General features: G+C 47.4%; 16 protein-coding genes. 8 read left to right on the top strand and 8 right to left on the bottom strand.

Annotation, left to right across the window (positions count from 1 at the left end; translation table 11 throughout):
- Positions 1-93 precede the first annotated feature (93 nt).
- From AB4Z33_RS01090 to AB4Z33_RS01065, 6 genes are all read left to right on the top strand, one after another.
- Positions 94-1,767, top strand: a complete 1,674-nt coding sequence (locus AB4Z33_RS01090; protein WP_442048103.1) for a hypothetical protein — start codon at positions 94-96, stop codon at positions 1,765-1,767.
- Positions 1,768-1,790: 23 nt separating this feature from the next.
- The gene (locus AB4Z33_RS01085; protein ID WP_442048102.1) at positions 1,791-3,290 is read left to right on the top strand and encodes an AAA family ATPase; all 1,500 of its coding nucleotides are present in this window, start codon (positions 1,791-1,793) and stop codon (positions 3,288-3,290) included.
- 14 nt (positions 3,291-3,304) lie between these two features.
- Positions 3,305-4,786: a hypothetical protein gene (locus AB4Z33_RS01080; RefSeq protein ID WP_442048101.1), complete on the top strand. Its 1,482-nt coding sequence runs from the start codon at positions 3,305-3,307 to the stop codon at positions 4,784-4,786.
- 153 nt (positions 4,787-4,939) lie between these two features.
- The gene (locus tag AB4Z33_RS01075; protein ID WP_442048100.1) at positions 4,940-5,473 is read left to right on the top strand and encodes a TetR/AcrR family transcriptional regulator; all 534 of its coding nucleotides are present in this window, start codon (positions 4,940-4,942) and stop codon (positions 5,471-5,473) included.
- Positions 5,474-5,581: 108 nt separating this feature from the next.
- The gene (locus AB4Z33_RS01070) at positions 5,582-6,544 is read left to right on the top strand and encodes an NAD-dependent epimerase/dehydratase family protein (RefSeq protein ID WP_442048112.1); all 963 of its coding nucleotides are present in this window, start codon (positions 5,582-5,584) and stop codon (positions 6,542-6,544) included.
- Between the two features lie 64 nt (positions 6,545-6,608).
- Entirely contained in the window at positions 6,609-7,316 is a 708-nt protein-coding gene (locus tag AB4Z33_RS01065; protein WP_442048099.1) for a multicopper oxidase domain-containing protein, read from the top strand.
- Positions 7,317-7,433: 117 nt separating this feature from the next.
- On the opposite strand, the gene AB4Z33_RS01060 is transcribed toward AB4Z33_RS01065, so the two are convergent.
- From AB4Z33_RS01060 to AB4Z33_RS01040, 5 genes are all read right to left on the bottom strand, one after another.
- A complete protein-coding gene (locus AB4Z33_RS01060; protein WP_442048098.1) occupies positions 7,434-8,993 on the bottom strand; it encodes an ABC transporter substrate-binding protein in 1,560 nt (519 codons plus the stop codon).
- Between the two features lie 50 nt (positions 8,994-9,043).
- On the bottom strand, positions 9,044-9,934 hold the full coding sequence (locus AB4Z33_RS01055; protein WP_442048097.1) for a carbohydrate ABC transporter permease: 891 nt from the start codon (positions 9,932-9,934) through the stop codon (positions 9,044-9,046).
- A gap of 17 nt (positions 9,935-9,951) precedes the next feature.
- The gene (locus AB4Z33_RS01050) at positions 9,952-10,932 is read right to left on the bottom strand and encodes an ABC transporter permease (RefSeq protein WP_442048096.1); all 981 of its coding nucleotides are present in this window, start codon (positions 10,930-10,932) and stop codon (positions 9,952-9,954) included.
- A 209-nt stretch (positions 10,933-11,141) separates the two neighbouring features.
- Positions 11,142-13,526, bottom strand: a complete 2,385-nt coding sequence (locus AB4Z33_RS01045) for a helix-turn-helix domain-containing protein (RefSeq protein WP_442048095.1) — start codon at positions 13,524-13,526, stop codon at positions 11,142-11,144.
- Positions 13,527-13,557: 31 nt separating this feature from the next.
- Entirely contained in the window at positions 13,558-15,627 is a 2,070-nt protein-coding gene (locus AB4Z33_RS01040; protein WP_442048094.1) for a right-handed parallel beta-helix repeat-containing protein, read from the bottom strand.
- A 172-nt stretch (positions 15,628-15,799) separates the two neighbouring features.
- Between AB4Z33_RS01040 and AB4Z33_RS01035 the strand changes: the two genes are divergently transcribed.
- Entirely contained in the window at positions 15,800-18,058 is a 2,259-nt protein-coding gene (locus AB4Z33_RS01035) for a hypothetical protein (protein ID WP_442048093.1), read from the top strand.
- A gap of 8 nt (positions 18,059-18,066) precedes the next feature.
- Here AB4Z33_RS01035 and AB4Z33_RS01030 read toward each other — a convergent pair whose 3' ends face one another.
- The 3 genes from AB4Z33_RS01030 to AB4Z33_RS01020 form a co-directional block, all read right to left on the bottom strand.
- Positions 18,067-19,131 carry a GtrA family protein gene (locus tag AB4Z33_RS01030; protein WP_442048111.1) on the bottom strand — a complete coding sequence of 355 codons (1,065 nt, stop codon included), beginning with the start codon at positions 19,129-19,131 and terminating at the stop codon, positions 18,067-18,069.
- A 3-nt stretch (positions 19,132-19,134) separates the two neighbouring features.
- Positions 19,135-20,085 carry a phosphodiester glycosidase family protein gene (locus AB4Z33_RS01025; RefSeq protein ID WP_442048092.1) on the bottom strand — a complete coding sequence of 317 codons (951 nt, stop codon included), beginning with the start codon at positions 20,083-20,085 and terminating at the stop codon, positions 19,135-19,137.
- A 102-nt stretch (positions 20,086-20,187) separates the two neighbouring features.
- The gene (locus AB4Z33_RS01020; protein ID WP_442048091.1) at positions 20,188-21,018 is read right to left on the bottom strand and encodes a helix-turn-helix domain-containing protein; all 831 of its coding nucleotides are present in this window, start codon (positions 21,016-21,018) and stop codon (positions 20,188-20,190) included.
- 58 nt (positions 21,019-21,076) lie between these two features.
- On the opposite strand from AB4Z33_RS01020, the gene AB4Z33_RS01015 reads away from it, so the two are divergent.
- Positions 21,077-21,931, top strand: coding sequence for a sugar phosphate isomerase/epimerase family protein (locus tag AB4Z33_RS01015; protein WP_442048090.1), 855 nt, complete (start codon positions 21,077-21,079; stop codon positions 21,929-21,931).
- Positions 21,932-21,942 lie beyond the last annotated feature (11 nt).

The raw sequence follows: 21,942 nt of genomic DNA, 5'->3' as shown, positions 1-21,942 counted from the left end.
ATCATATATATCTTAGCTGATGTACTATCAAAAATAATTAATAATTACTTATGGAAAATGTAGAATATAAACTAATAAGGTGAGGAATATTTAATGCTCAAGAGAAACATAAAGTTTCCTATCGTAATGAAAAACGGGGTTCAAGTAAGGACTATAGAAGAGTTGAAAGAAAACTTTGAAATGGAAACGATCGTTGAATATTATTTTGACGGTAGATTGAAAACGTGGTTAGAACAACGCTTTTATAAAGCGGAAGCTGAACTTCTAGAGAAATTGGCTACTGAGGATCAATCAGAAATTTCGGAAAAACTGTGCCAAATATTCGGAGTTGCAATTAGTGCTCCATTTGATATACAAGCGTTCAAGAGCAAACGAGATAAGCTGTCGATCATCAATCAATATACGGACGATCCAATTATATCGAGTCAGCTTCATTTCATTGCTATGTCTCAAGGTGAACTTGATCAGATGATTCAAGATACGGCGGACGATGCTTCAAGAACGATTTACTTATTAGGTGAATCGTTTGAAGTTAGTGAAACGGCCGAACGAATTCATTATGTCGGTATCAATCAGCCTTCATTAACGCTGATTGGGACCCACATGTTCGATGCAAAAAATAAAAATATTCATTTCGAGAACGTGTTATTGACTGCACACGCACAGATTAAGTTGAATCCGTCGTCTATATCTGTCTTTGAAATAGATGAGTCAAAGATTAGACAGGGTGCAGCACTTAGAAATTACGCCAAAACCATTAAAATCAACAAAGATTCATACAAAAATGCAAGTGGCCTATTCACAAGATCATCACCGTCGCCAAGAAAAATTCATATATACGGACATACGCTATGTGTCGAAATTGGCAGATACTTGGCTTTCTACGATATTCGTAATAATCGAATGATTAATAAGATAGAGACGTATGAGTATGAACAGTATGTAACAACGATAAAGCACCTAAATTCCGTTTATTGTCTTGATATTGATAACGTAAGTGTATCCGGTCGTGGGTGGGTCGACTTGTATAAAGTGTTTAAGGTTGATTTAAATGATCCTACCAAACGGGAAACCATCTATGCTTCTTTTGATAAAGTGGAATCATATAACATAATGGGAGTTGCAGAAGACATATTAAAAATGTTCGCAGTTCGTTCGAACGTGAATGACTCTGATAATTTCCAAATGGCATCAAGTCGTATTGAAATGACAAATAAGCGTCTGATCCCAGGTGAGAAAATTGAATTGAATTACGTCGGTTCAAGATCATTTTTTAATGGAGTTTTCTCCTACTGCTATGAAGGAGAATTATATTATTTCTTGCCAAGAGAGAGGAAGCTGCATCGTTCAACAACCAAAGGCCCTTTGTTAAGTTTCAGCGGATCAATCGGCAAATTCGTTATTGGTCACAATAAACTATTTGCTCTGAGCAGCTTCTCTAAAGATGCTATGTTTAGAGACGGCATTAGCCGGGATAGCTTGGTTGCAATAGGAAATATTGCAGTATTTGATCTAAATACCGGGGAACAGCTTGGAAACATAAAGGCCCATGAAAAAGACATCACTTTAATGAAGATAGCCAATGATGTGTTGCTAACCTGTTCAGGCTTCAGTGAAATTAAATTATGGGATATTCATACACTCGAGTTGATTCAAACGATCAAATTAAAAAATGATAGCGCATGGAACATAAGTTATTTTGACATCGATCTGTGCGAGGATAAACTCGCGGTTATGTGTGAAGACACCGTATACATTTATGAATAGACAAAGTAGGAGAGTCGATTTTTATGCTAAAGAATCCGGTTAGTCAGACGATTTTRCACTATGTAGATGCCCAATTTCCATTACTATACTTGAATACTTTTGAAGAGACCAAGGTCGACAGCCTCATTAAATCAGTGGCATATGGCAGAGAGATACTTGAATGGAATGCTTCAAAAGGGTTTGTTCATTTCGAAACGAAGAGCCCTTTGCTCGACAGTATCAAAACAGTTGAAGAAATATTGTATGCCTTAAGCCAAGATGATGAGTTGAATGGCAAAATACTAGTACTTAAAGATATTCATCACTTTTTGGATAATCCTCATGTCATAAGCACATTAAAGGAAATCGCCTTAAAGATCTATAACGGACTCGAGACGGTATTGTTCTTGGTTTCCCCTGTATTGAAGATCCCGACGGAGTTAGAGAAATACATAACGATAATCGAAATTGGCTATTTGGAGGAACAGGATGTTAAACAATTAGTCAGGAGATTTCTTCGTGACAACCAGTTGCCCGATATTGCAAATGAATTATTGGATGAATTAACAATTGCTTTTAAGGGCCTTACCGAATATGAAATTGTAAATATTTTATCACTTGCCTATTCGAAAGACGGAGATTTGACGAAAAAGGATTTGGAGCTCATCTACGATCAAAAGTTCCAAGTAATAAAGAAATCAGGGATTTTGGAAATGATCCCACAGAATGAAACAATTCATGAAATCGGCGGTCTTGAAAACCTGAAATCATGGCTTTCCAATAAAGCGAAGGTTTTTAAAAATATGAACAAGGCATTGGAATATGGAGTAGATATCCCAAAAGGTGTGTTAATCGCCGGTCTGCCTGGGTGCGGTAAATCCCTAAATGCCAAAGCAACAGCCCAATTATTCGGAGTCCCTCTATTACGATTGGATATGGGGAGATTATTAGGCAAGTACGTTGGGGAATCGGAAAGCAATATGCGTAAAGCGATCAAGCTGGCAGAAGCGATATCCCCTTGTGTGTTATGGATCGATGAATTGGAGAAAGCGTTCGCCGGCATAGGAAACGGTGCTAATGCGGAGGTCGCTACAAGATTGTTTGGATACTTTTTAACGTGGATGCAGGAAAAAAACAGTCCTACCTTCGTCGTTGCAACTGCAAATGATATTTCAAACCTTCCAACTGAGCTGCTAAGAAAGGGAAGATTCGATGAAATCTTTTATGTCGATCTCCCGACTGCGGTGGATAGAAAACGAATCTTTGAAATCCATTTTACAAAACGAAGAAGAGGCGATATGGCAGCGATTGATTTTGCCGAGCTGAGCAGGAAAACAGAAGGTTTTAGCGGAGCTGATATTGAAGGGGTTGTAAAGGAAGGGATTGAAAGAGCTTTTGTTTCTGGGAAACAACAAGTGACTACTCAAGATATGGTTTCAATCATTGAGGACACAGCATCCCTATCCGTCTTATTCAAAGATAAAATAAAAGTTTTGTCAGACGCGTACAAAAAGAATCATTTTAAATCAGCATCTAAAAGTTAAGGAGATGAAGCGGAATGAGTGCCAGTCCACTGAACGCTTCGCATCAAGACCAGGAAAAAGTGATTGATATTGTTCGAGATGTTGTAGAAAGCTTTTCTACTAAAGAGCAGTCTATGTCCGAAGAACAATGGATCGAAGACGAACTGAGAAAACATTTGCCTGAGATGAGTTATGCTGAGGCTGAAAAGTACAAAATTGAAATCATACAATCTGTTGAAGTTCATGATGCGAATTTAAAGAGTCTAAGTAATGCAGTCGAACAAGGGACGACCAAAGAAAAATGGCTGCAAATAAAGGTCCAAGAAGCAACAATTGGTATGGAAGTTAGCAAAGTCGGACAGTACCTTCAAGAAATTGATCATGTGATTGCAACTTCGAATCAGCAGATGCGAGATGCGATAACCAATTTGGACGGTTCTATCAATATGAATTCGAATCTAGATGGATTTATATTTGAGCACCACCATGCCAATACATTTAATATGGAAGCTGCATTAAGAAAAAGCAATTTAAGAGCAGAAGTATTATCACCTAAGCCAGGTGAGACGTACACCAAAAATTCAGTTGATCTTGTCATTAAGGATGAGTTTGGCACGATCGTGAAGAAGTACCAAGCAAAGCTTAGTGGAGATGCGGTTGCGACCAATAGAGCATTCGATAAAGGTAACTATGCCTTTCAGGGGAAGTTAATATCCAAAGGTCAGGCACTTGATGTATCTAATGGCAGAGAATCGATAGGCAACGATAACCTGAAAAGCCGTCCTATGGATAAGGCAGAAGGAAAACAATTGCAAAAGCTTGCTCAAGAAGGACAGTCTCTCGATACGGATTGGAACTATTATAAGTTGAAAGACTTGACCTCCCATATGACTAAAAATATTGCATTGGCTGGCTTTCAATCCGCGACTGTTGCTGTAGGATTTGACCTTGTTCATAAAAAAATGACCAATCAAGAAATAAAGGGTCATGAGGTTGTGAAAGCAGCTTTAAGAACGGGAGCTGATGCTGGCGTCAAAAGCGCAACGGCTGTGGCGCTAAAGATAGCTTCTGAAAAAGGGCTAATTGCAATGATACCGAAAGGTACCCCAGCAGGAGTAATAGCAAATGTGGCATGCGTATCCATTGAGAATGTGAAAGTGTTAGGAAAAGTAGCCAATGGTGAATTAACGATAGTTCAAGGATTAGAAAAAATGGAGCGTGTTACCGTATCGGCGGTTAGCGGACTTATTTGCAGCGGTCTCGGTGCTGCTGAAGGAGCAATAGTGGGGGCAATGGCACTAAGTTGGATACCCGTGGTCGGAACGGTTGCTGGAGCGGTATTAGGCTCAATGGTTGGCGGAACCGTTGCTTATATGGCTGGTTCAACGATAGGTGAAACAATCTGCAAAGCGGGACAGAAGGTAAGAAGTACAGCGGTAAATATGATCAAGTCTGGTGCAAAAGCAGTCGGAAAAGCATATAACACAGCAAAAAATTTTATAAAGTCATTATTTTAAGGTTTGAATAAAATAACTGTCCCCTATTCGCTAGTGGGGACAGTTATTTTATCTTTCTACACCTAGCACATCCATTTGCTTCACAACGAGGTTTGAGATATACTCAAACCAGTTAATTATTGATTAGTCACTAAACGAAAGGATGAAGAGAACTTGCCAAAACCAAAGGATGAAAAAGCAGTCGTTAATCGTAAAACCGATATTATATCGGCGGCGATCGAAGTGTTTGCGGAGACCGGCTATTACAGGGCAACCACAGCACAGGTAGCGGAACGAGCTCAAATATCGCAGCCTTATATTTTTCGTTTTTTTGCAACGAAAGAAGCCTTACTGTTAAGCGCGTTAGAGGTGTCCTGGATGAGAATAAGCCAATCTTTCCGTCAAGTCGTGGATTCCGCAACACCGGAACGGTTGGAAAGCGAATTGATTAAGGCTTACGAGGATATATTGGCCTCCCATATGAATGAAACCTACCTTCAGATGCAAGCACAGACAATTCAAGAAGAACCGATTCGAGAGGCAATGCKGGCCGGACTTCGAGAAGTACGGCAAATTGTTTTGGATGCATTCGTTAATAACAAAATCCCCAACGCGGAGGAAAGAACATTCCTGTTTCTAGCACGGRGGATGCTTTGCAATATTTCATCGGCGCTCGACATGCCGGAACTGTTGATGAAGCAAAGGTAAGACCGGCGATTCAAGCCGCAGCATTTAGTTATTGACCAATCAATAACTAAATGCTATAGTGAAAACAAATTAGTGATTAATCAATCACAAATAATAAAAGTGAGGATGATGACAATGAAAAAAGCGATAGTTGTAGGTGCGACAGGCGGTACAGGTGCGGTGATTACGGCAGAGCTGGCGAAACGAGGGATACCGACGATTGCGTTTGGACGATCCCGCCAGAAGCTAGAGCAGCTTGCCGTGCAATTAGGCAGTCCCTCTAATCTAACGATTGCCGTAGGTGATGCCTTCAACTCCGACGATATTGCAGATGCGGCTAAGGAAACGGATGTTCTATTCCATTGCGCGAATGTACCTTATCATGAGATGGCAAGCAAACTTTTGCCGCTCGGCGAAGCCATAATGGAGGCTGCCAATCGTTTGAAGCTGAAGGTCGTGGCGATAGACGGTATCTATCCTTACGGCAGAAGACAGATGAGCAAAGTGACAGAGGATCATCCGAAACAGCCGCATACAAAGAAGGGCAAAGTTCGTCTTGCATTCGAACAGATGATCTTCAGCAGCCGTTGGAGCGAGGCACGAGCGATGATTGTTCGATTGCCGGATTATTATGGGCCAACCGCGAATCAGGCTTCGTATTTGGGAGGAACGCTTGAGGCAATCGCTGCCGGCAAAATGGCGTTTTTTATCGGCAATATGAAAGTTCCTCGGGAGTACGTATATTTGCCAGACGCGGCTAAAATGGTTGTCGAGCTATCCGATCATGATCACGCGTATGGACAAAACTGGAATATTCCCGGTTCGGAATTGATCTCCGGTCGCGACATCGTTCGAATCGCACAGCAAGCAAGCGGGACAACAAAACCTGTTATACCGCTCGGCAAGTACGGTCTTTCACTGCTTGGCCTATTCGTACCGGTCATGAAGGAAGTGGTCGAAATGCTTTATCTAACGGAAGAGCCTTTACGGCTAAGCGGTGAAAAATATGAACGTCAAATTGGCAAAATTCCGGCAACAAAGCCTGCAGACGGAATTGCTGCAACCATTCGCGAATTGCGGAAAAGCGTATAACACTATTCAATTGCTCATTAGTTATTAATCAATCAATAATCAATCATGAAAGAGGTGACCCCTTATGCGAAAGCTATCGCGCAAAGGAAATCAGGCTAGTTCGGTACAAGCCAAAAAAGGGTTATTGGGGAAACTTATTATAGATCCGAAAGAAGACGCATTCAACTATGATGAAGAGGACTCTGTCCTCATCCAACAACTGAACGGCACTTATATGTTGAACGGATCAACGAACGATTTGAATATAGATGCCGCCCCGGGATCTACTGTCAGAGTAAGAATGATCAATGCGACGAACGATACGGACACCATAAGCGTTAACGGAGCAGCCTATCGGATCATTGCGATGGACGGCCATGACCTGAATGAGCCTGGACTGCTGGATAACTATGAATTTCTTATCAATACGATCAACGGTAAAAGCTTTCATGAAATTCCTCCAATGATCGTAGAGGAGGGAGATCGCGTGAAAATTACGATTTTGAATGCCGGTGGCGGCAATCATCCGTTTCATATGCACGGACATGTCTTTCGGGTTCTTAGCCGCAACGGCCAGCCTTTGACCGGAAGTCCGGTATATCTGGATACCCTCTTAACGCAAAAGGACGAAACCTACGAGATTTATGTACTAGCGGATAATCCCGGATTATGGATGATGCATTGCCACGATCTGATGCACGCTTCCATGGGCATGAGCATGATGTTCAATTACGAAGGTATCGCAACGCCTTATCGGGTGGGGACAAAATCAGGGAATTTGCCGGATTTGTAGAGCAAAGAGAGCAATCGTGAATGGAGAGGTGCCTTTGGAAAAAAAGATTTAGAAAAGAACCGCAATCGACACGGCAGCACCGTTTCGATTGCGGTCTTATTTTTGCTATAAAACTTCCTATTTCACTAACCCTTTATCTTGCTTGAACTTCTCCCACTGCGCCTCGGTTTCTTGCTCGATCTTCTCTTGGCCGGAAGCAATGAGCTTGTCGCGGTATTTCGGCAGTTCCTTGGCTGGATCAACGGAGCCGGATTCAAGCGCGGCTTGATACTCGTTGTTGGCTGCCGTTACGTTGGCGATCTCGGCTTTGATGCTCTCTTCGTTAACGCCGAAGCCGCTTGTCGCAGGGACGATGGCGCTGTCGTTAAGCTCGATCGTTCTGTCCCACGTATCCGCTGCTTGGCCTGGCTTCAGATAAGCGTTGAATTGGTTGCCGAATACCCAGTCGCCGTTCGGCGCGTATCCGGAATCTTTGATCGGCTCGATAAACTTGTCATCTGTTTTGTTATAGTGTTTGCCTTCAATACCGTTGCAAATCAAGTTGTAAAGGTACTGATCCGTATTAAGCAGATTGATCAGCATAAGCGTACGCTCCGGATTTTTGGAGCTTTTGTTGATGACATGCATAGCGCCGGCGATACCCGTGAAGTAGCTGTCGGCAATCGGAGCATAGACGACTTCATTGCCGCCGTTTACAGCCATTTCGCCAACTTCACCGCCAGGCTTAGAAGTGAATTCGAGGCCTACCGCCACATTGCCTTTGGCTTTCAAATCGTTAATGTTCTGGATGATCGGAGCATCCTCGTTAATGTATCCGGCTTGGTACCAGCTGCGCATCGTATCGTAGTATTCTTTTTTCTCATCGAGTATTTGCAGCCCGCCGATATATTTGAGCGACGGATCGTCTTTAGCGTAGCTAAGCACAAGCCCTTCGCCGACCTTCGTCTTGTCCGTGAACAAGCCCCATGAGTTTTGCGCAAGACCGAGCGGGATGATATCCGGCTCATTTTCTTTCAACTGCTTAAGGAATGGCTCAAGATCTTTGTAAGATTGAATCGAATTTACATCGAGATTGTATTTGTCTACGAAGCGCTTCTGGATGACAAGGCTCTTCGTCTTGGCGGCTACTTGATAGATTGGGAATCCGTATACTTTGCCATCTACGGCAAGCATATCCGGCCAGAATTTATCCGGAATGTTCGCACGGGCTTCCGGTGCATATTGCTTGATCATATCTTCCGTAATTTCCAAGTAAGCGCCTCTATCGATATAAGGCTGATAATTGCCTAGCCAGCCCTTCGAGCTCCATGCGAGGTCGAAGTCTTCGCCTGCTGCGAGCATGGCGTTGAGCTTCGGCTCGTACTCATCGAAAGTAAGCGGCTTCAAATCTACGGTCGCGTTGATTTTTTCTTTCAAATATTTGTTGATCTCGTCATTGACGAGCTGCTGGTCCGGACCAGGTTGAGCAGAAACCGGATAGATGAAGGTAAGCTTCACTTCGGGAAGAGCTGGCTCAGCAGGCGTCTCAGTTTCAGGAGCATTCGTGCTGCTGCCGGCATTGCTTGGGGCATTGGTAGCGTTCGGCGTGTTGCCATTGTTTGAGCATGCCGCGATAATGGCAAGACATAGCGTAAGCGTGAACCATTTGGCCAATAGAGATGCTTTTGCTTTTTTCATCTGTGAACCCTCCGTTTATATTGTTTTTATATTGGCACAATAGTCGCTCCTTATCCTTTCAAGGAACCTACTGTAATACCCTTCACGAAATACCTCTGAAAGAAAGGAAATATGACTAACATTGGTCCGCCGGCGAGAATCGCCATTGCCATTCGAACAGACAAGGTCGGAAAGTTCGCATAAGCGAGCTTATCGGCAACCTGGGCAAGGGGGGAGTTGGCCAGAAACTCGATTTGAGACAGAATACGCACGAGCAGCAGCTGCAGCGGAATGTATTTGTCATTGTCGATGAATAGCAGCGCGTAGAACCATTCATTCCAATAGCCGAAGGCGATGAACAAGCCAAGCGTCGCTAGCGCAGGCGTCGACAGCGGCAGGATGATGCCGAAGAAAATCCGGAACTCTTTTGCTCCGTCAACCTTTGCGGATTCGATAATTTCCTTTGAGATTTTGTCCAGGAAACCTTTCATGATCATAATGTTGAAAGGACTGAGCAGCGTCGGAAGGATGATTGCCAGCAATGAGTTTTTTAAGTGCAAGTATTGCGTCATCATGATGTAGAAAGGGATCAGGCCGCCGTTGAACAGCATCGTGAAGAACACATAGAACGTAATCGGACGATTGTATCTAAAGTCCATCCGAGAGATCGGATAGGCAGTCATTGCGGTGAGCAGCAGCGAAGTCACTGTACCGATGACGGTAATGATTAGAGTCACGAGATAGCCCTTCAGCAGCGGATCCGGTTTCTCGAAAATGATTCGGTACGCCTCCGCGCTCCATTCCTTCGGCAAAAACTGATATCCGTTCTGCACAAGGCTGTTCTCGGAGGTCAGCGATATAATGACGACGAGGACGAACGGAAGGGCAATCATCAAGCAAAGAATCGTTAGAAATAGATTGATGAACCCGTTCATCCAATTAAATGATCTGGTGCTTTGCATGTGTAATTCCTCCTTGTTCAGAACAATGCATTGTCTTTATCCGTTCTCCGAACGAGATAGTTGGCGGTTACGACAGTAACGAGGCCTACGACCGATTGCAGGAAGCCGACTGCCGCCGCGGAGTTGATATCGCCTAGTTTCGTCAGAGCTCGGTAAACGTACGTATCGATGATGTCAGTCGTCGGGAAGTTCGGTCCAACGTTATTCGGTACGAAATAATGCAAGCCGAAATCGCCGCGGAAGATGTTGCCGAGTCCTAAGATGAACAAGATGATGACGAGTGGCTTGAGCAGCGGAAGCGTAATGCGCCACATCATCTGGATACGGGATGCGCCGTCTAGTCTGGCCGCCTCGTAATAGTCGGTGTTAATACCGGTAATGCCCGCATAGTAGACTAGCGTGGAGAAGCCGATGCCCTTCCACAGGGCGACGAGCGGCAGGATGAATATCCAAGGCGCCGTCTCCAAATACCATTTGTGCGGTTCAAGGCCGATCCATCCGATCATCGTATTAAGAAAACCGCCCTTATGGTCGAGGAAGGCGCTCGTAATATAACCGACAAGGACGAAGGAGAGGAAGTAAGGCAGAAACATCGTTGTTTGATAAATCTTGATCAATTTGCCGCTCAGTTCGTTCAGGAGCAATGCAAGAAGCAATGCGGCAACCGTTCCAAGGGCAATATAAGAAAGATTGTAAAGCAGCGTATTGCGGATGATGCGCACCGCGTCTTGCGCCTTAAATAGAAATTCGAAGTTGTTCAGGCCTACCCACTTGCTGCCGAAGATGCCTTGGTCATACCTGAAATACTTAAAGGCAAGAATGAGCCCGATCATCGGGATATAAGCGATTACGAATTTGAATAAAATACCCGGCGTCGCGAGCAGCAGCAATTCCCGGTTTTTCTTCAGATGTTTCCATTCTCTGCGAAGCCAGCTCGGCTTGTTCGGCAATGGACGCTGCGCATCGGCGTTAGAATCGGCGAGTTTGGTTTGTGCCACTAATGATCTCCTCCTTCTGTTGTTTTCCTGTTCTGATGCCCATCATGCCATGAAAGAAGTACAGCGGATAGAATACAATGATGGATTAACTGTAGTTTGCGACTGTAAAATATTCGATTTCGTGTAATTGCCCGCTATACGGGCATGCAAAAGCCCCTTCTCCCACTTTAAGCAGTGGAGGAAGGGGCTGTTAGGTGCTTGAAATGGCTCTAAGAAATCGATTTTTTCATCCGATATTCTTTAGGCGTACTGCCGACTTTGCCTTTGAACAGCCGGAAAAAGTAGCTTTGATTCGCATATCCGCATTTATCCATTATTTCTGCAATTGTATAGTTGTCTCTCTCGAGCAGCTCCCGCGCGTGATTCAGCCTAACCTCGTTCATATACTCGGTAATCGTCATATTGTAGCTTTCCTTGAACAGCTTGCCGATGTAGGCGGAGGAGAGCTTCACGGTCGATGCGATCGACTGCTGGCTCAGATTGATATCGGCGAATTTTTGCTCGATGAGCTCCTTGACTGTCTCAAGCATAATTTCGTTCCGCTCCATGTTGGCCGGCCGCTGTCCTTCGCATATTTTGGCGCAGAGCGAGAGGAGGGACAGATATATTTCCTCAAGCGTCTCCTTCTCCTGCGGAATCTGATGAATATAGTCCATATCGACGGAGAATGTGCCAATGCGATGCTCTACAATATCGGAAGCGGCGTTCTTGATCGTCCAGGCAAGATTGCTGACGGCGCGAAGCATATCCTCGTAACTGAATGTTGCGATATGGGAGAACGCCTTCTCCAGTTCATTGCCCGCATTCGTCAGCTGGCCTTTCTTAAGCGCCTCGGCTAGCTTGCGTTCTATGGCGTCCGGCAGCGACATTTGCTTGCTGGACAGATTTTCCTTAATATCATCCGACGCGATAATCGCCTTGTTTCCTTTCACGATCATATATTGGCTGCAGCGCAGCGCTTGGGCATATGCCGTCGACAGATACGGGAATTGCGAGATCACATCGCTAATGCCGCAGGACAACGAAAGGCCGTAATACCGCTCAATCGTATCTTGAATGTCGCGCAGCAGCGCTCTGACCCGATTGAATTGCGCGTTGTCGTCCAGCTCGCTTGGAGAGAGGATGAGCACGACATGATCGCCTCTGATTTCAACCGATTCGCAAGGGTAGGTCTTGCCCATTATTTCTTGGGCAATATTGACGATCGCGAAGCTGTGCAGCTTTTTGGCACTGCCTGTCGTCATACGGTCATACACCGCGAACTGATCGATCTTAAGCACGCATACAATGAGCGGTTCCCGGACAGAAATGTTCAGCTCGTGCTTTTCGATCAAATGCTGCATGTCGCGATGCGAGAAAAGCAGACTATCCGTCAGAAACCGGCGGATATAATATTTGCTCACGATATGCTCGGAGCTGATCTCGTTCAGCTTCTCCGATAGCCGCATATAATTGTCGCTCATCAAAGTCAGCTCGTCTCCGTAGCTTTGACTAGCGTGTCTGCCAGAACTGGAGCCGGAGCTGTCATCCTCCTGAGCGTCTTCCTTCCGCGTGCTCGGAAGATGCGGTCTGATTCGTTTGAGCATGTTTTCAATCGGATTATACAGCTTATAGGATAATCCGATCGATATGCCGATCGCGAACAGCAGGAACAGTCCGGACAGCATGAACGATTGATTGCGGGTTTTGGTCACGTCGGCCATGAGCTTGCCATAGGATTGGATATACAGAATCGTCCAAGAACCTAGGCCATCGTCCATGTACGTAACCATGTTTTTCTCCCCCGCCAGGTCGCCAATGACGAAGCCAGACGTATGTTGGCCTGCTTGTTTGTCGTTCAGGACGAGTTCGTTAATATTATTCTGATGCTCCGAAGACAAATAGGAGGCATTCGGATCGGAAGACAGCAGTTGGCCATCCTTCGTTTGGATAAGGATTTCCCCTTGATCGCGGCTGCTTGCCACGTTCATCTTCCGCAAGCTTTCGAACACCCAGTCGGACTTAATGAACAGTATGATTCCTGACTGGCTGCTTGAGAACGGCTTAAGCGAATCGGTCACGATAAAAGCGAACGAGTCGATCCGTTCATCGCCCTGAGACATGCTCATGGGGATAAGCCGGTTCGTAGGCTGAGGATTGGCGGGATCGAGCAACGTGCTTCTGATCTTCTCCTTCGTAATGCCGCCGTCGAGCAGGAAGCTGTTGCTCGTGCCGTACAGCTCCGATTGCGACTTATTATAAATCACCATCGAGTGCAGGAAAGAGGAGCTTTCCATAATGTTGGACATTTGGCGGTAGCCGCGGATGAGATCCATCTTAGGCAAGTCGCCGTTGAACATAAGCGGTATTAGGAAATGGTCGCGATAGACGAAATTGGACAGCCTCGTAATAATGTCGTTCATATAAGAGAGATTGTATTGGATTTGGGAGAGAACCTTCAGGTTGGAATCTTCTTGGATGCGCTTGACCGATCTTTCTAAAATATACGTATTGGATACCGATGAAGCGGCAAGTACGAGCACCATGGACGCCATTATGGAGAGCATGACCCGCTGCAAATACTTTTTGGATTTGTAAAAGCCGAATACCTTCATCCGATCCCAGCCCCCTGTGATTGGTATTTGACTATTTCGCACCTATTCGTTCAAAATCGATGTCGGTCCAGCCTAAGCGGTAAGCAGGCGAATCCGGTCGGAGCCGGTAATCCGCATGATCGGCATCGATGAATCCGGGCTCAGCTATTAAGGTATGCTTGTCGTATTTGCCGTTAGCGAGGTGTTGCCACTGCTCCAGCGGGTATTCGTTCCTCTCAAGAGGATCAGCGCCGCTCGCTTCAAGCGGCAGGTTGCCGGCTACTTGGCAGCTCATGCCCTCGCGCCAGTAAAGATTGCGATCGGCGGCAGCGAAGCGTTCGTCGCTATAATTGACGAAGTAATACAGATACCCTGAATTATAAATGATGTTGCCGGCAATATCGATAAGTTTATTCTCCTCGTCCGCCATCTCTTGGGAGCCGATAGCCGAGATCGCATGAGGATTGGATACAAGCAGATTGTTGTAGATTCGGTTGCCGATGCCCTTGGAGAAAATAAGCATCCATAGCTTTCCTTCGCCAGTTGAATAGAGCCCGCGGATCACATTGTTCGTAACGGTGAAATCATCGGCGGCGTCGTCTAAATAGATGCCGAAACCGAACGAGAAGTGAATGCCGCTGTCATGCAGATCATTGCCATGAATAACGTTGCCGCGGCCAGGGCCCCATGCCTCGATCATGCCTCCGTCTTGGCTGTCCGTCATTACTTCGGAAATATCGTTATATGCAATTCGGTTATTGCGGCTGTGAAGGAAATCCCAGTGGTTATCCCATGTGACCGGAACACCGTATACTTGCTCGGGCAGTGTCTTATGCCTCATGCCCTTGAGCGAGATGCCGTAACGAGGCATCTTGGCGATCATATTATTCGAGATGTCGTTGTCACCGCTTTGGTAGAGGAATATGCCGCAGCCATGGCCGATCAGCTCTCCGCCGTGTGTAATACGGTTGTTCACAATGCGATTATGAGAGTTCGTATAAGAGGATTCCGCATCTACGAATGGTCCTTGGCCTGGCGGGAATCCGTTCAAGCTGATTCCGCAATAGCCGAGGTTGCGGATGTCGTTGCCCTCGATCACAATATGCTTCGTATAACAATCGAAGAAGATACCGCAACTGCCGGACAGTTGAAGCATACAGCTCTTAATCTCGATGTGTTCAGCATGATTGATATAGATTAAGCCTTCGCGGTGTTCCTTACGCTCGGTATTTTCGTCCATCATTCGATACTCGCGGAAGAAGTCGGTACAGGATAACGCAAGGCCAGAGAAGCTAAGATCCTTAACGGTCCGAGCGTCGGATGAGCCTTGAATGTCGAGCAGTCTCTTGACCGATGGAGCGATAATGATCTGCTCATTCGGGTTGGCTGCTTCATCCGCGGGCCAGTAATAGAGGATACCGGCAGCCGAATCCAAATGGTATTGCCCTGGGCTGCGAAGGAAGTCGAGCGACCCTTGCAAGAAATAACGCGAGCCAGTCCCGATCGGCCAAGTTGCCGGTGTTTCGAAGCTCATATACCGCTTCTCCCAATCAACCGACGCGATCTTCTTCGTCTCGGAGAACCAATTCCATTCTCCTTCCCCCGGCCATACGAAGACTTGCGCCTCGGTTAGATCATATTGGGCTGGAAGGTCTGCTTCGCGAAAGGTAATCCCTTGGTCAGAGGCATTTCCTCCTTCTTCATGGGCAGCCGTCTCGAAGTAGCCGGAAGCGGGCAGCCTCGCCAGCTTTATCCGTTCTTCGTTCACATACAGCGTATAGAAGGAAGGGAGATCACTGTCTAGCTTTGCTTGCCATATGTTCCCCTTATAAGGCTTCCATCCTGTTATCGCTCTGCCTCCTACAAGGCGTGCTTCTTCACCCGGATAGCTGCAGTAGCGAACCTTCCATCCGTCTCTGCCGCTGTCTCTATCATCGAAGCGCAGAGGCGAATCCATTTCATACAATCCACCGCGCATATAAACGGTAATATCCTGATCCATGCCGTTCCTAATTTTCGTACGGACTTCCCCCTGTGCTCTGCGGATCGTAAGAAAAGGGGCATGGGTGCTGCCCGAGTGGCTATCATTGCCGTATGGCGCTACGTAATAAGCGGTTTCCATGAAGAAGTCCTCCTTGGTTATAAAGCTACATTATAGTTATAAATCCGATGTCTTTACACTTGCAAGGGCTTTCAAAATAAGTACACTTAATCGTTTTTTTCACAGTAGACCGCTTTCAGATCCCATGATAACGTATCCATCAATTACAGTAATCAAAAAGGGGATTGTTTTGATGGTTAACAAGTTGTTCGGTGGAACAGGCGTTAAGCTGGAGGCCTTCATTACGAGATATGAAGATGCGGTTCCGGTGGAGAACGGTGAGGTTAACTGGAACGGAGAACAAGGGGGGGCGGTAGCTGGGGCATCCGGCGATGCTTGGAAGGTGAAATTGTCATATGAAGGAGCAATGGATAGCAGCGAAGGATTGGCTCTTACTGTGGTGTTTCGGTCGGAAGGCTATGCTAAGCAATCGGCTGCTGCAGTATCCTTTTCGTTATCGAATTGGTCGAGTTCCAACTATGTACTTGTACCGGGAGCGGTATACGCGGGCAATCGATTCGAGGTCAGGGAGCTGCCTTATGCTCCATGCTGGACGAAGCTCGATGAACATGGGCCGGATGTGCCGACGATTATTACCGATGTGCCAAGGCTATCAAAGCAGCGACACATGCCTTCCGCCTTTCACCTTCTGACAGGCGATGCGGCAACGCCGATCATCGGCATCTTCGACGAAAAAATGTCTGTCGGCTGGTTGTTCGAAACAGAGCAAGCGACTGTGCTTGGCGATACGTCGATACATATGGAAGAAAGCTTGGACAGAAGCTCGGCGCGAATTTCTTTTCAAGCGCCGGGCGTCAGGCCGGTGACGAAATACGAGATGGCGACGACCAAAGCGCCAAGCGACGATCGCGGGCATGATTTCGAACTGGGTGAAATCGTGCAAGTTCGCTGCCGTGTATATCGTTTCCCATGTGAAGATGTGAAAGGACTATTCCAGAAGTTCGCTTCTATTCGAACCTCGGGCAAGCCATCAGCGAAACTTGCATCGAGTCTGCCTTTCTCCGCCGCATGGGAGATTCAGGAGAAGAAGTACAACGAGCTGAATTGGAATGAGCAGCTCGGCTACTATGCGGTAGGCACAATCGATATGAAGCATCAGGACTGGCAGATCGGCTGGGTCGGAGGCGGAATGTCCAGCTACGCCTTACTGCTGGAAGGCAATGACGAGTCAGTTGAGCGGACGCTTGAGACGCTTGAATTTATGTTCAGAAGCCAGACGGAGTCGGGATTTTTCCATGGTGTCTGTTATCAGGGAGAGTGGTATGGGGATGAGTTCAATGACGCTCCGGACCGACTGTACCCGGAGCGCTGGCATATATTGCGCAAGAGCGCGGATGCACTCTATTTCATTATGAAACATTTCATCGCGCTTGAGCGGTTGAAGCCTGAATTCCAATTGCCGCCTAGCTGGACGGACGGGACGCGAAGGCTGGCCGATGCGTTCGTGAGACTATGGCAAACGTACGGTCAATTCGGCCAATGGGTGCACACGGGGACTGGAGATATTATAATCGGCGGTTCGGCTGGAGCGGGTATTGCCCCGGCAGGGCTAGCTCTTTGCAGCCGTTATTTCGGCGATAGCATGTATATGGAGGTTGCGAAGGAATCGGCCGAATCCTTCTATCAACAATTCACTGCCCAGGGAGTTACGACAGGCGGTCCGGGTGAAATATTGCAATGCCCGGATAGTGAATCGGCGTTTGGACTGCTCGAATCGTATATTGTCCTATATGAGACGAGCGGCGAGAAGGCTTGGATAGACCGGGCGGAGGAAGCGGCGCAACAAGCGATGACGTGGTGCGTGTCGTACGATTTCCGCTTTCCCGAGGAGTCGACATTCGGGAGGCTTGGCATTCGTACGACCGGCTCGGTAATTGCCAACGTTCAGAATAAGCATAGCGCACCGGGTATTTGTACGTTGTCCGGTGACTCGTTGCTGAAGCTGTATCGTGCGACCGGCAAAGCGATGTATATGGAGCTGCTGCGGGAGATCGCGGGCAATCTGCCGCAATATTTGTCACGGTCGGATCGTCCGGTGAGAGGTTGGGATGGTCATAATATGCCGCCGGGTTATATGAGCGAGCGCGTTAATATGAGCGATTGGGAAGGTAAAGGTTATGTGGGAGAAGTGATTCCTTATTCGTGCTGGTGCGAGGTTTCGCTTATGCTTACGTATGCGGAGCTTCCCGGCATTTATGTTGACTTGGCCAACGATAAGGTTTTTGCGATCGATCAAGTGGAGTGCGGGCTTATCGTTAACGAGCAAGGTGAGCGTATCCTCTCGGTATGCAATAAGTCGGTCTATCCCGCGGCGGTTAAGGTTCTGGTCGAAAATAGAGCGGAAGCAGCAAAGCCCCTYGGGCAATGCGCTTCCGCCGGATGGCAGCGGGTTGAAGTGAGGCCGGGAGAAACGACGACAATTCCCCTTTGAAACGGGTTCTAGTAGACGAATTTACGCTGCGACCAGTAGCTGAACAGGAACAGAACCGCTTCCGTCGCGAGCTTAGCCGCCAGTAATGGGACGCCTAAATTAATATTGAGAAAATGCAGGACGGCGTAATTCAATAGTAGAACGACGATTACTAACGCGTAATATTTCGGCAGCGACTTTGTGACGGAGGACGATGACGATGCCGATGCCGTGGTCGATGCTGCTGCCGAAGTTTTCCGGCTGCCCTTGCGAAATACGAATTTTCGATTGAGGGAGTAATTGACGATCGAGCTGCCAATTCTCGCGCCTATGACGGCAAATAAGAGATGGCCGCTTAACAGCTGCAAGACGAGAAGCAGGACAAAATCAACGGCGAATGAAGAGAGCGACGACGCGATGAAGGTGATGATCGGCTTATAAACACGAACGGAATCTTTGATCGGATGAAAATGACTCGATTTATTTTCGTCCAAATAAACGGTGTCGATCGGAATTTCATGGAACGCGTAGCCTGCTCCGGGCGCCTCAAGCAGCATGTTCATCTCATACTCGAACCTTTCCCCGTTAAGGTTGCACAGCCAGTCCAGCATGGCGGATGGATAGCCGCGAAGGCCGGTCTGCGTATCATACAGCTTCACTCCCGTAGAGAAAGCGTACATCTTGCGCGTCATTGTATTGCCGAAGCGGCTGCGCAGAGGGACATTGCCCGTAAACCGGCGGCCGCCCATGACAATCCGGCCTGGATGTTCGAGGACAGCTTCGGCGATCCGCTTAATATCGGAAGGCAAATGCTGACCGTCGCTGTCTGCGCAGACGACGCCATCGGTATCCATATGGCTTCTTATATAATTGAAGCCTGTCTTGAGCGMGCGGCCTTTGCCCAGATTGGTTTTATGCGTCAGCAGCATGCAGCCCATTTGAACAACTTGCTTGAACCATTCGCTGTAAGACTCGCCGCTGCCGTCATCGACGACAACGATTGGCATGCCAGGAATGGAAATCTGCAGATCCTCGATCAGCTTGATCAGTCTAACATCCGGCTCGTAGGAAGGAATAAGGATAACCATCTCCATCACCTACCTTTCCGCGATATATAAAATATCGCTCACTCCGCGTTCTTTGTTTTTGCCTTGCGGATTGTTGACGACTCTGCCCATGAAATACATCGTAGACGAGCCGCCGCCGTCCAAATTATAAGCTTCGGTTGCGCCAAGATCGGCGAACACCTCAGCGAATTCATCCAACGTCATGCCTCTGCTGTAATTCGACTTACGACCGTCGACGACGACGAACACATAATGATTAGCTGAGATCATTCCAATGCCGGTTCGCGGGTTAGCGCCTTGGATGGAGCGATTGCCGAAGTTCGTATCGATCTTTACGCTGCCTAGGTCATCCGCGATCTCCCCGTTTTGGATTAAGGCGGGGCCGAATGACAGCGTGTCGACGACGCCGTCCGCGAGCAGGCTGGATGAGGAAACTTCCGTCTCGTCAAAGCTGCTGATCGTACCGTCCGCGAATAAGCCAAGTCCGATACGAACCGGCTCGTCCCGATACACCGTCCCGCCCCGGATAATAACGCCGTCGCCGCGGAAGCCGTAATAATCGCCGTTAATCGCGAAGAGGGCGTTATTGTCTTCAGCGATGCTGGAGGTGTAATCGATCACGTTGCGGCCGAAGCTGTTTTTGGCAAAAGCCGAGCTTAGGGTTGCGTCACCCGACAGCTGTACATCGGCTACGAAATACGTAATCATGTCCTCGCCGGAGCCCGTCTKAACCTGATCGATGCTAATGCTGATTTCATCGCTCTCGTAATTCCAATCGTCGTATTCGGCTTGCTCTGCGGCAGGCTCTTGAGTGGCGCTGCTATCGTCGGTATCGACGCTTTGCGGCGTTTCCACGACGACCTCGACCTTTTCGATTAAGTAACGGTCAGCGAGCGCGTACAGGATGCCGCCGATAACGACTACTGCTGTGGTAATGATAATGGCGTATAGCTTTTTTCTTGATTTTCCGGATGGGTTCATGACTGTTATCACTTCCTGTTTGTTAGGGTTTCCTAACGATAAATCAGGCAGCTTAAACGAACCTTAAGGGTTAAAGGAATCGCCAAGGGGAAAGAAGCTGACTTAATGGAGAAGCATAGGGGCTTGCTTGATCGAAGGCGCATGCCGGAATATTTTCTTATAGGCGCGGTAGAAGGAGGAGTAATCGCCGAAGCCGGCCGAGGCCGCGGCGCTATTAGCGGATTGGCCTTGCAGCATGAGATTTTGGGCCATCACGACCCGTTTGTGGATGACGTAATTAAGCACAGTGGTGCCGGTTGCCTGGCGAAAAACTTTGTTCAGGTGATGTTTGCTTATGAAAAAATGGGCAGAGAGGTCGTCGAGCGTAATCGGTTCGGCGATGTGATCGTTCAAATATTGAATGACGCGGGAAACGGTAGTAGAAGAGGCGGAAGCTTCCGTATGGCTCTTAAGCGAATGGCTCATTTGCAATATTTGCGATAGCAGCGCTTCTAGCCGAATGCGGAGCGACAGCTCGCGAATATCAGCTTCGAAATCGCGGCAATCCATGAGCTGCTTGAAGAAGGAGAACAGCTCGTCCTTCACGCCTTGCGCGAAGTAAATGTTACTTGAGCCGCCTTTGGTATGAAAGGGAGACAAGAGGACGGATTGGTACTCGCGCGGCAGAAATCCGGCAACAAAATGAAGCGATATGCGCTCGTATGGCGCATCGCTTTCGATCTTGACGCCATGAAACACATGGGGGGCAATGAGCAGGATGCTGTGCGGCTCGGGGTCGTAGCGTTTGCCATCCACGAGATAGCTCACGTCGCCGGCGACGAAGTAGAACACTTCATAGAAGTTATGGCAATGCAGGGCGTACTGTTCCGTATTGCCATGTCCAACCGTATGGTGGAGAATGATCGAATCCGTATGAATATTCACGTGCTGCATACTCTTACCCCCTGATCGATATTCCCCTCAAGTGTAGGAGATAATCGCTATATTTGCAATGTTATTATTGATATTCACAATGGCGATTCCAGACCTGTTATCTATAATTAAGGGTGTAGGGACAATTGGAAATAAGGTCAAGGAGGAGACGGGACTTATGATTTTGGGCGCGCAGCTGTATACGGTTAGATCGTTCATCCAGACGGAGGAAGATATAAGACGATCGCTTAAGAAGATTGCAGATATGGGGTACAAATCGATTCAAGTATCCGCTATGGGGAAGATTGAACCGCAGACGCTTAGGGCGATATGCGATGAACTGTCGCTGAAGATTGCGCTCACGCATACGGGCTTCGACCGGATCGTGAACGAAACCGACAAAGTCATCGAAGAGCATGACATTCTTGGCTGCGATTACATCGGCATCGGTGGCATGCCGGATAAATACCGTACGATGGACTGGTACGATTATTTCGCCAAAGACGTGCGCAAAGCCGCCGGCACAATCGCACAAGCAGGCAAACTGTTCATGTATCATAATCATAATTTCGAATTCGAGAAGATCGACGGCCGACGCATGATCGAAAGGCTGATCGAAGACCTGTCCCCGGAGGAAATGGGCATTACGCTCGACACGTATTGGGTGCAGGCAGCAGGCGCTGACGTATGCGAGTGGATCGAACGGTTGCAGGATCGCCTTCACTGCGTGCATCTGAAGGATATGGCAGTAAGAGGCATGGAACAATTAATGGCGCCGGTTATGGAAGGCAATATGAACTTCCCGGCAATTATGAAAGCGCTTGAGAAGACGAATGCGAAATATTTGCTCGTGGAGCAGGACACCTGCCAAGGAAGTCCGTTCGAATGCTTGCAGACGAGCTACAATAATCTAGCCGCGCTAGGCTATCGATAGGAGGAGAATAG

The organism is Paenibacillus sp. 2TAB19 (assembly GCF_052115185.1).
Lineage (GTDB): Bacteria > Bacillota > Bacilli > Paenibacillales > Paenibacillaceae > Pristimantibacillus.
The sequence above is the reverse complement of the archived record's forward strand: the minus strand, read 5'-3'. Positions and strand labels throughout refer to the sequence as shown.

Bases quoted from the DNA above. Each gene is read 5' to 3' on its own strand.
- AB4Z33_RS01090 (WP_442048103.1), top strand. From the start codon at position 94: ATGCTCAAGAGAAACATAAAGTTTCCTATCGTAATGAAAAACGGGGTT.
- AB4Z33_RS01080 (WP_442048101.1), top strand. From the start codon at position 3,305: ATGAGTGCCAGTCCACTGAACGCTTCGCATCAAGACCAGGAAAAAGTG.
- AB4Z33_RS01070 (WP_442048112.1), top strand. From the start codon at position 5,582: ATGACAATGAAAAAAGCGATAGTTGTAGGTGCGACAGGCGGTACAGGT.
- AB4Z33_RS01065 (WP_442048099.1), top strand. From the start codon at position 6,609: ATGCGAAAGCTATCGCGCAAAGGAAATCAGGCTAGTTCGGTACAAGCC.
- AB4Z33_RS01060 (WP_442048098.1), bottom strand. From the start codon at position 8,993: ATGAAAAAAGCAAAAGCATCTCTATTGGCCAAATGGTTCACGCTTACG.
- AB4Z33_RS01055 (WP_442048097.1), bottom strand. From the start codon at position 9,934: ATGCAAAGCACCAGATCATTTAATTGGATGAACGGGTTCATCAATCTA.
- AB4Z33_RS01045 (WP_442048095.1), bottom strand. From the start codon at position 13,526: ATGAAGGTATTCGGCTTTTACAAATCCAAAAAGTATTTGCAGCGGGTC.
- AB4Z33_RS01040 (WP_442048094.1), bottom strand. From the start codon at position 15,627: ATGGAAACCGCTTATTACGTAGCGCCATACGGCAATGATAGCCACTCG.
- AB4Z33_RS01020 (WP_442048091.1), bottom strand. From the start codon at position 21,018: ATGCAGCACGTGAATATTCATACGGATTCGATCATTCTCCACCATACG.
- AB4Z33_RS01015 (WP_442048090.1), top strand. From the start codon at position 21,077: ATGTTATTATTGATATTCACAATGGCGATTCCAGACCTGTTATCTATA.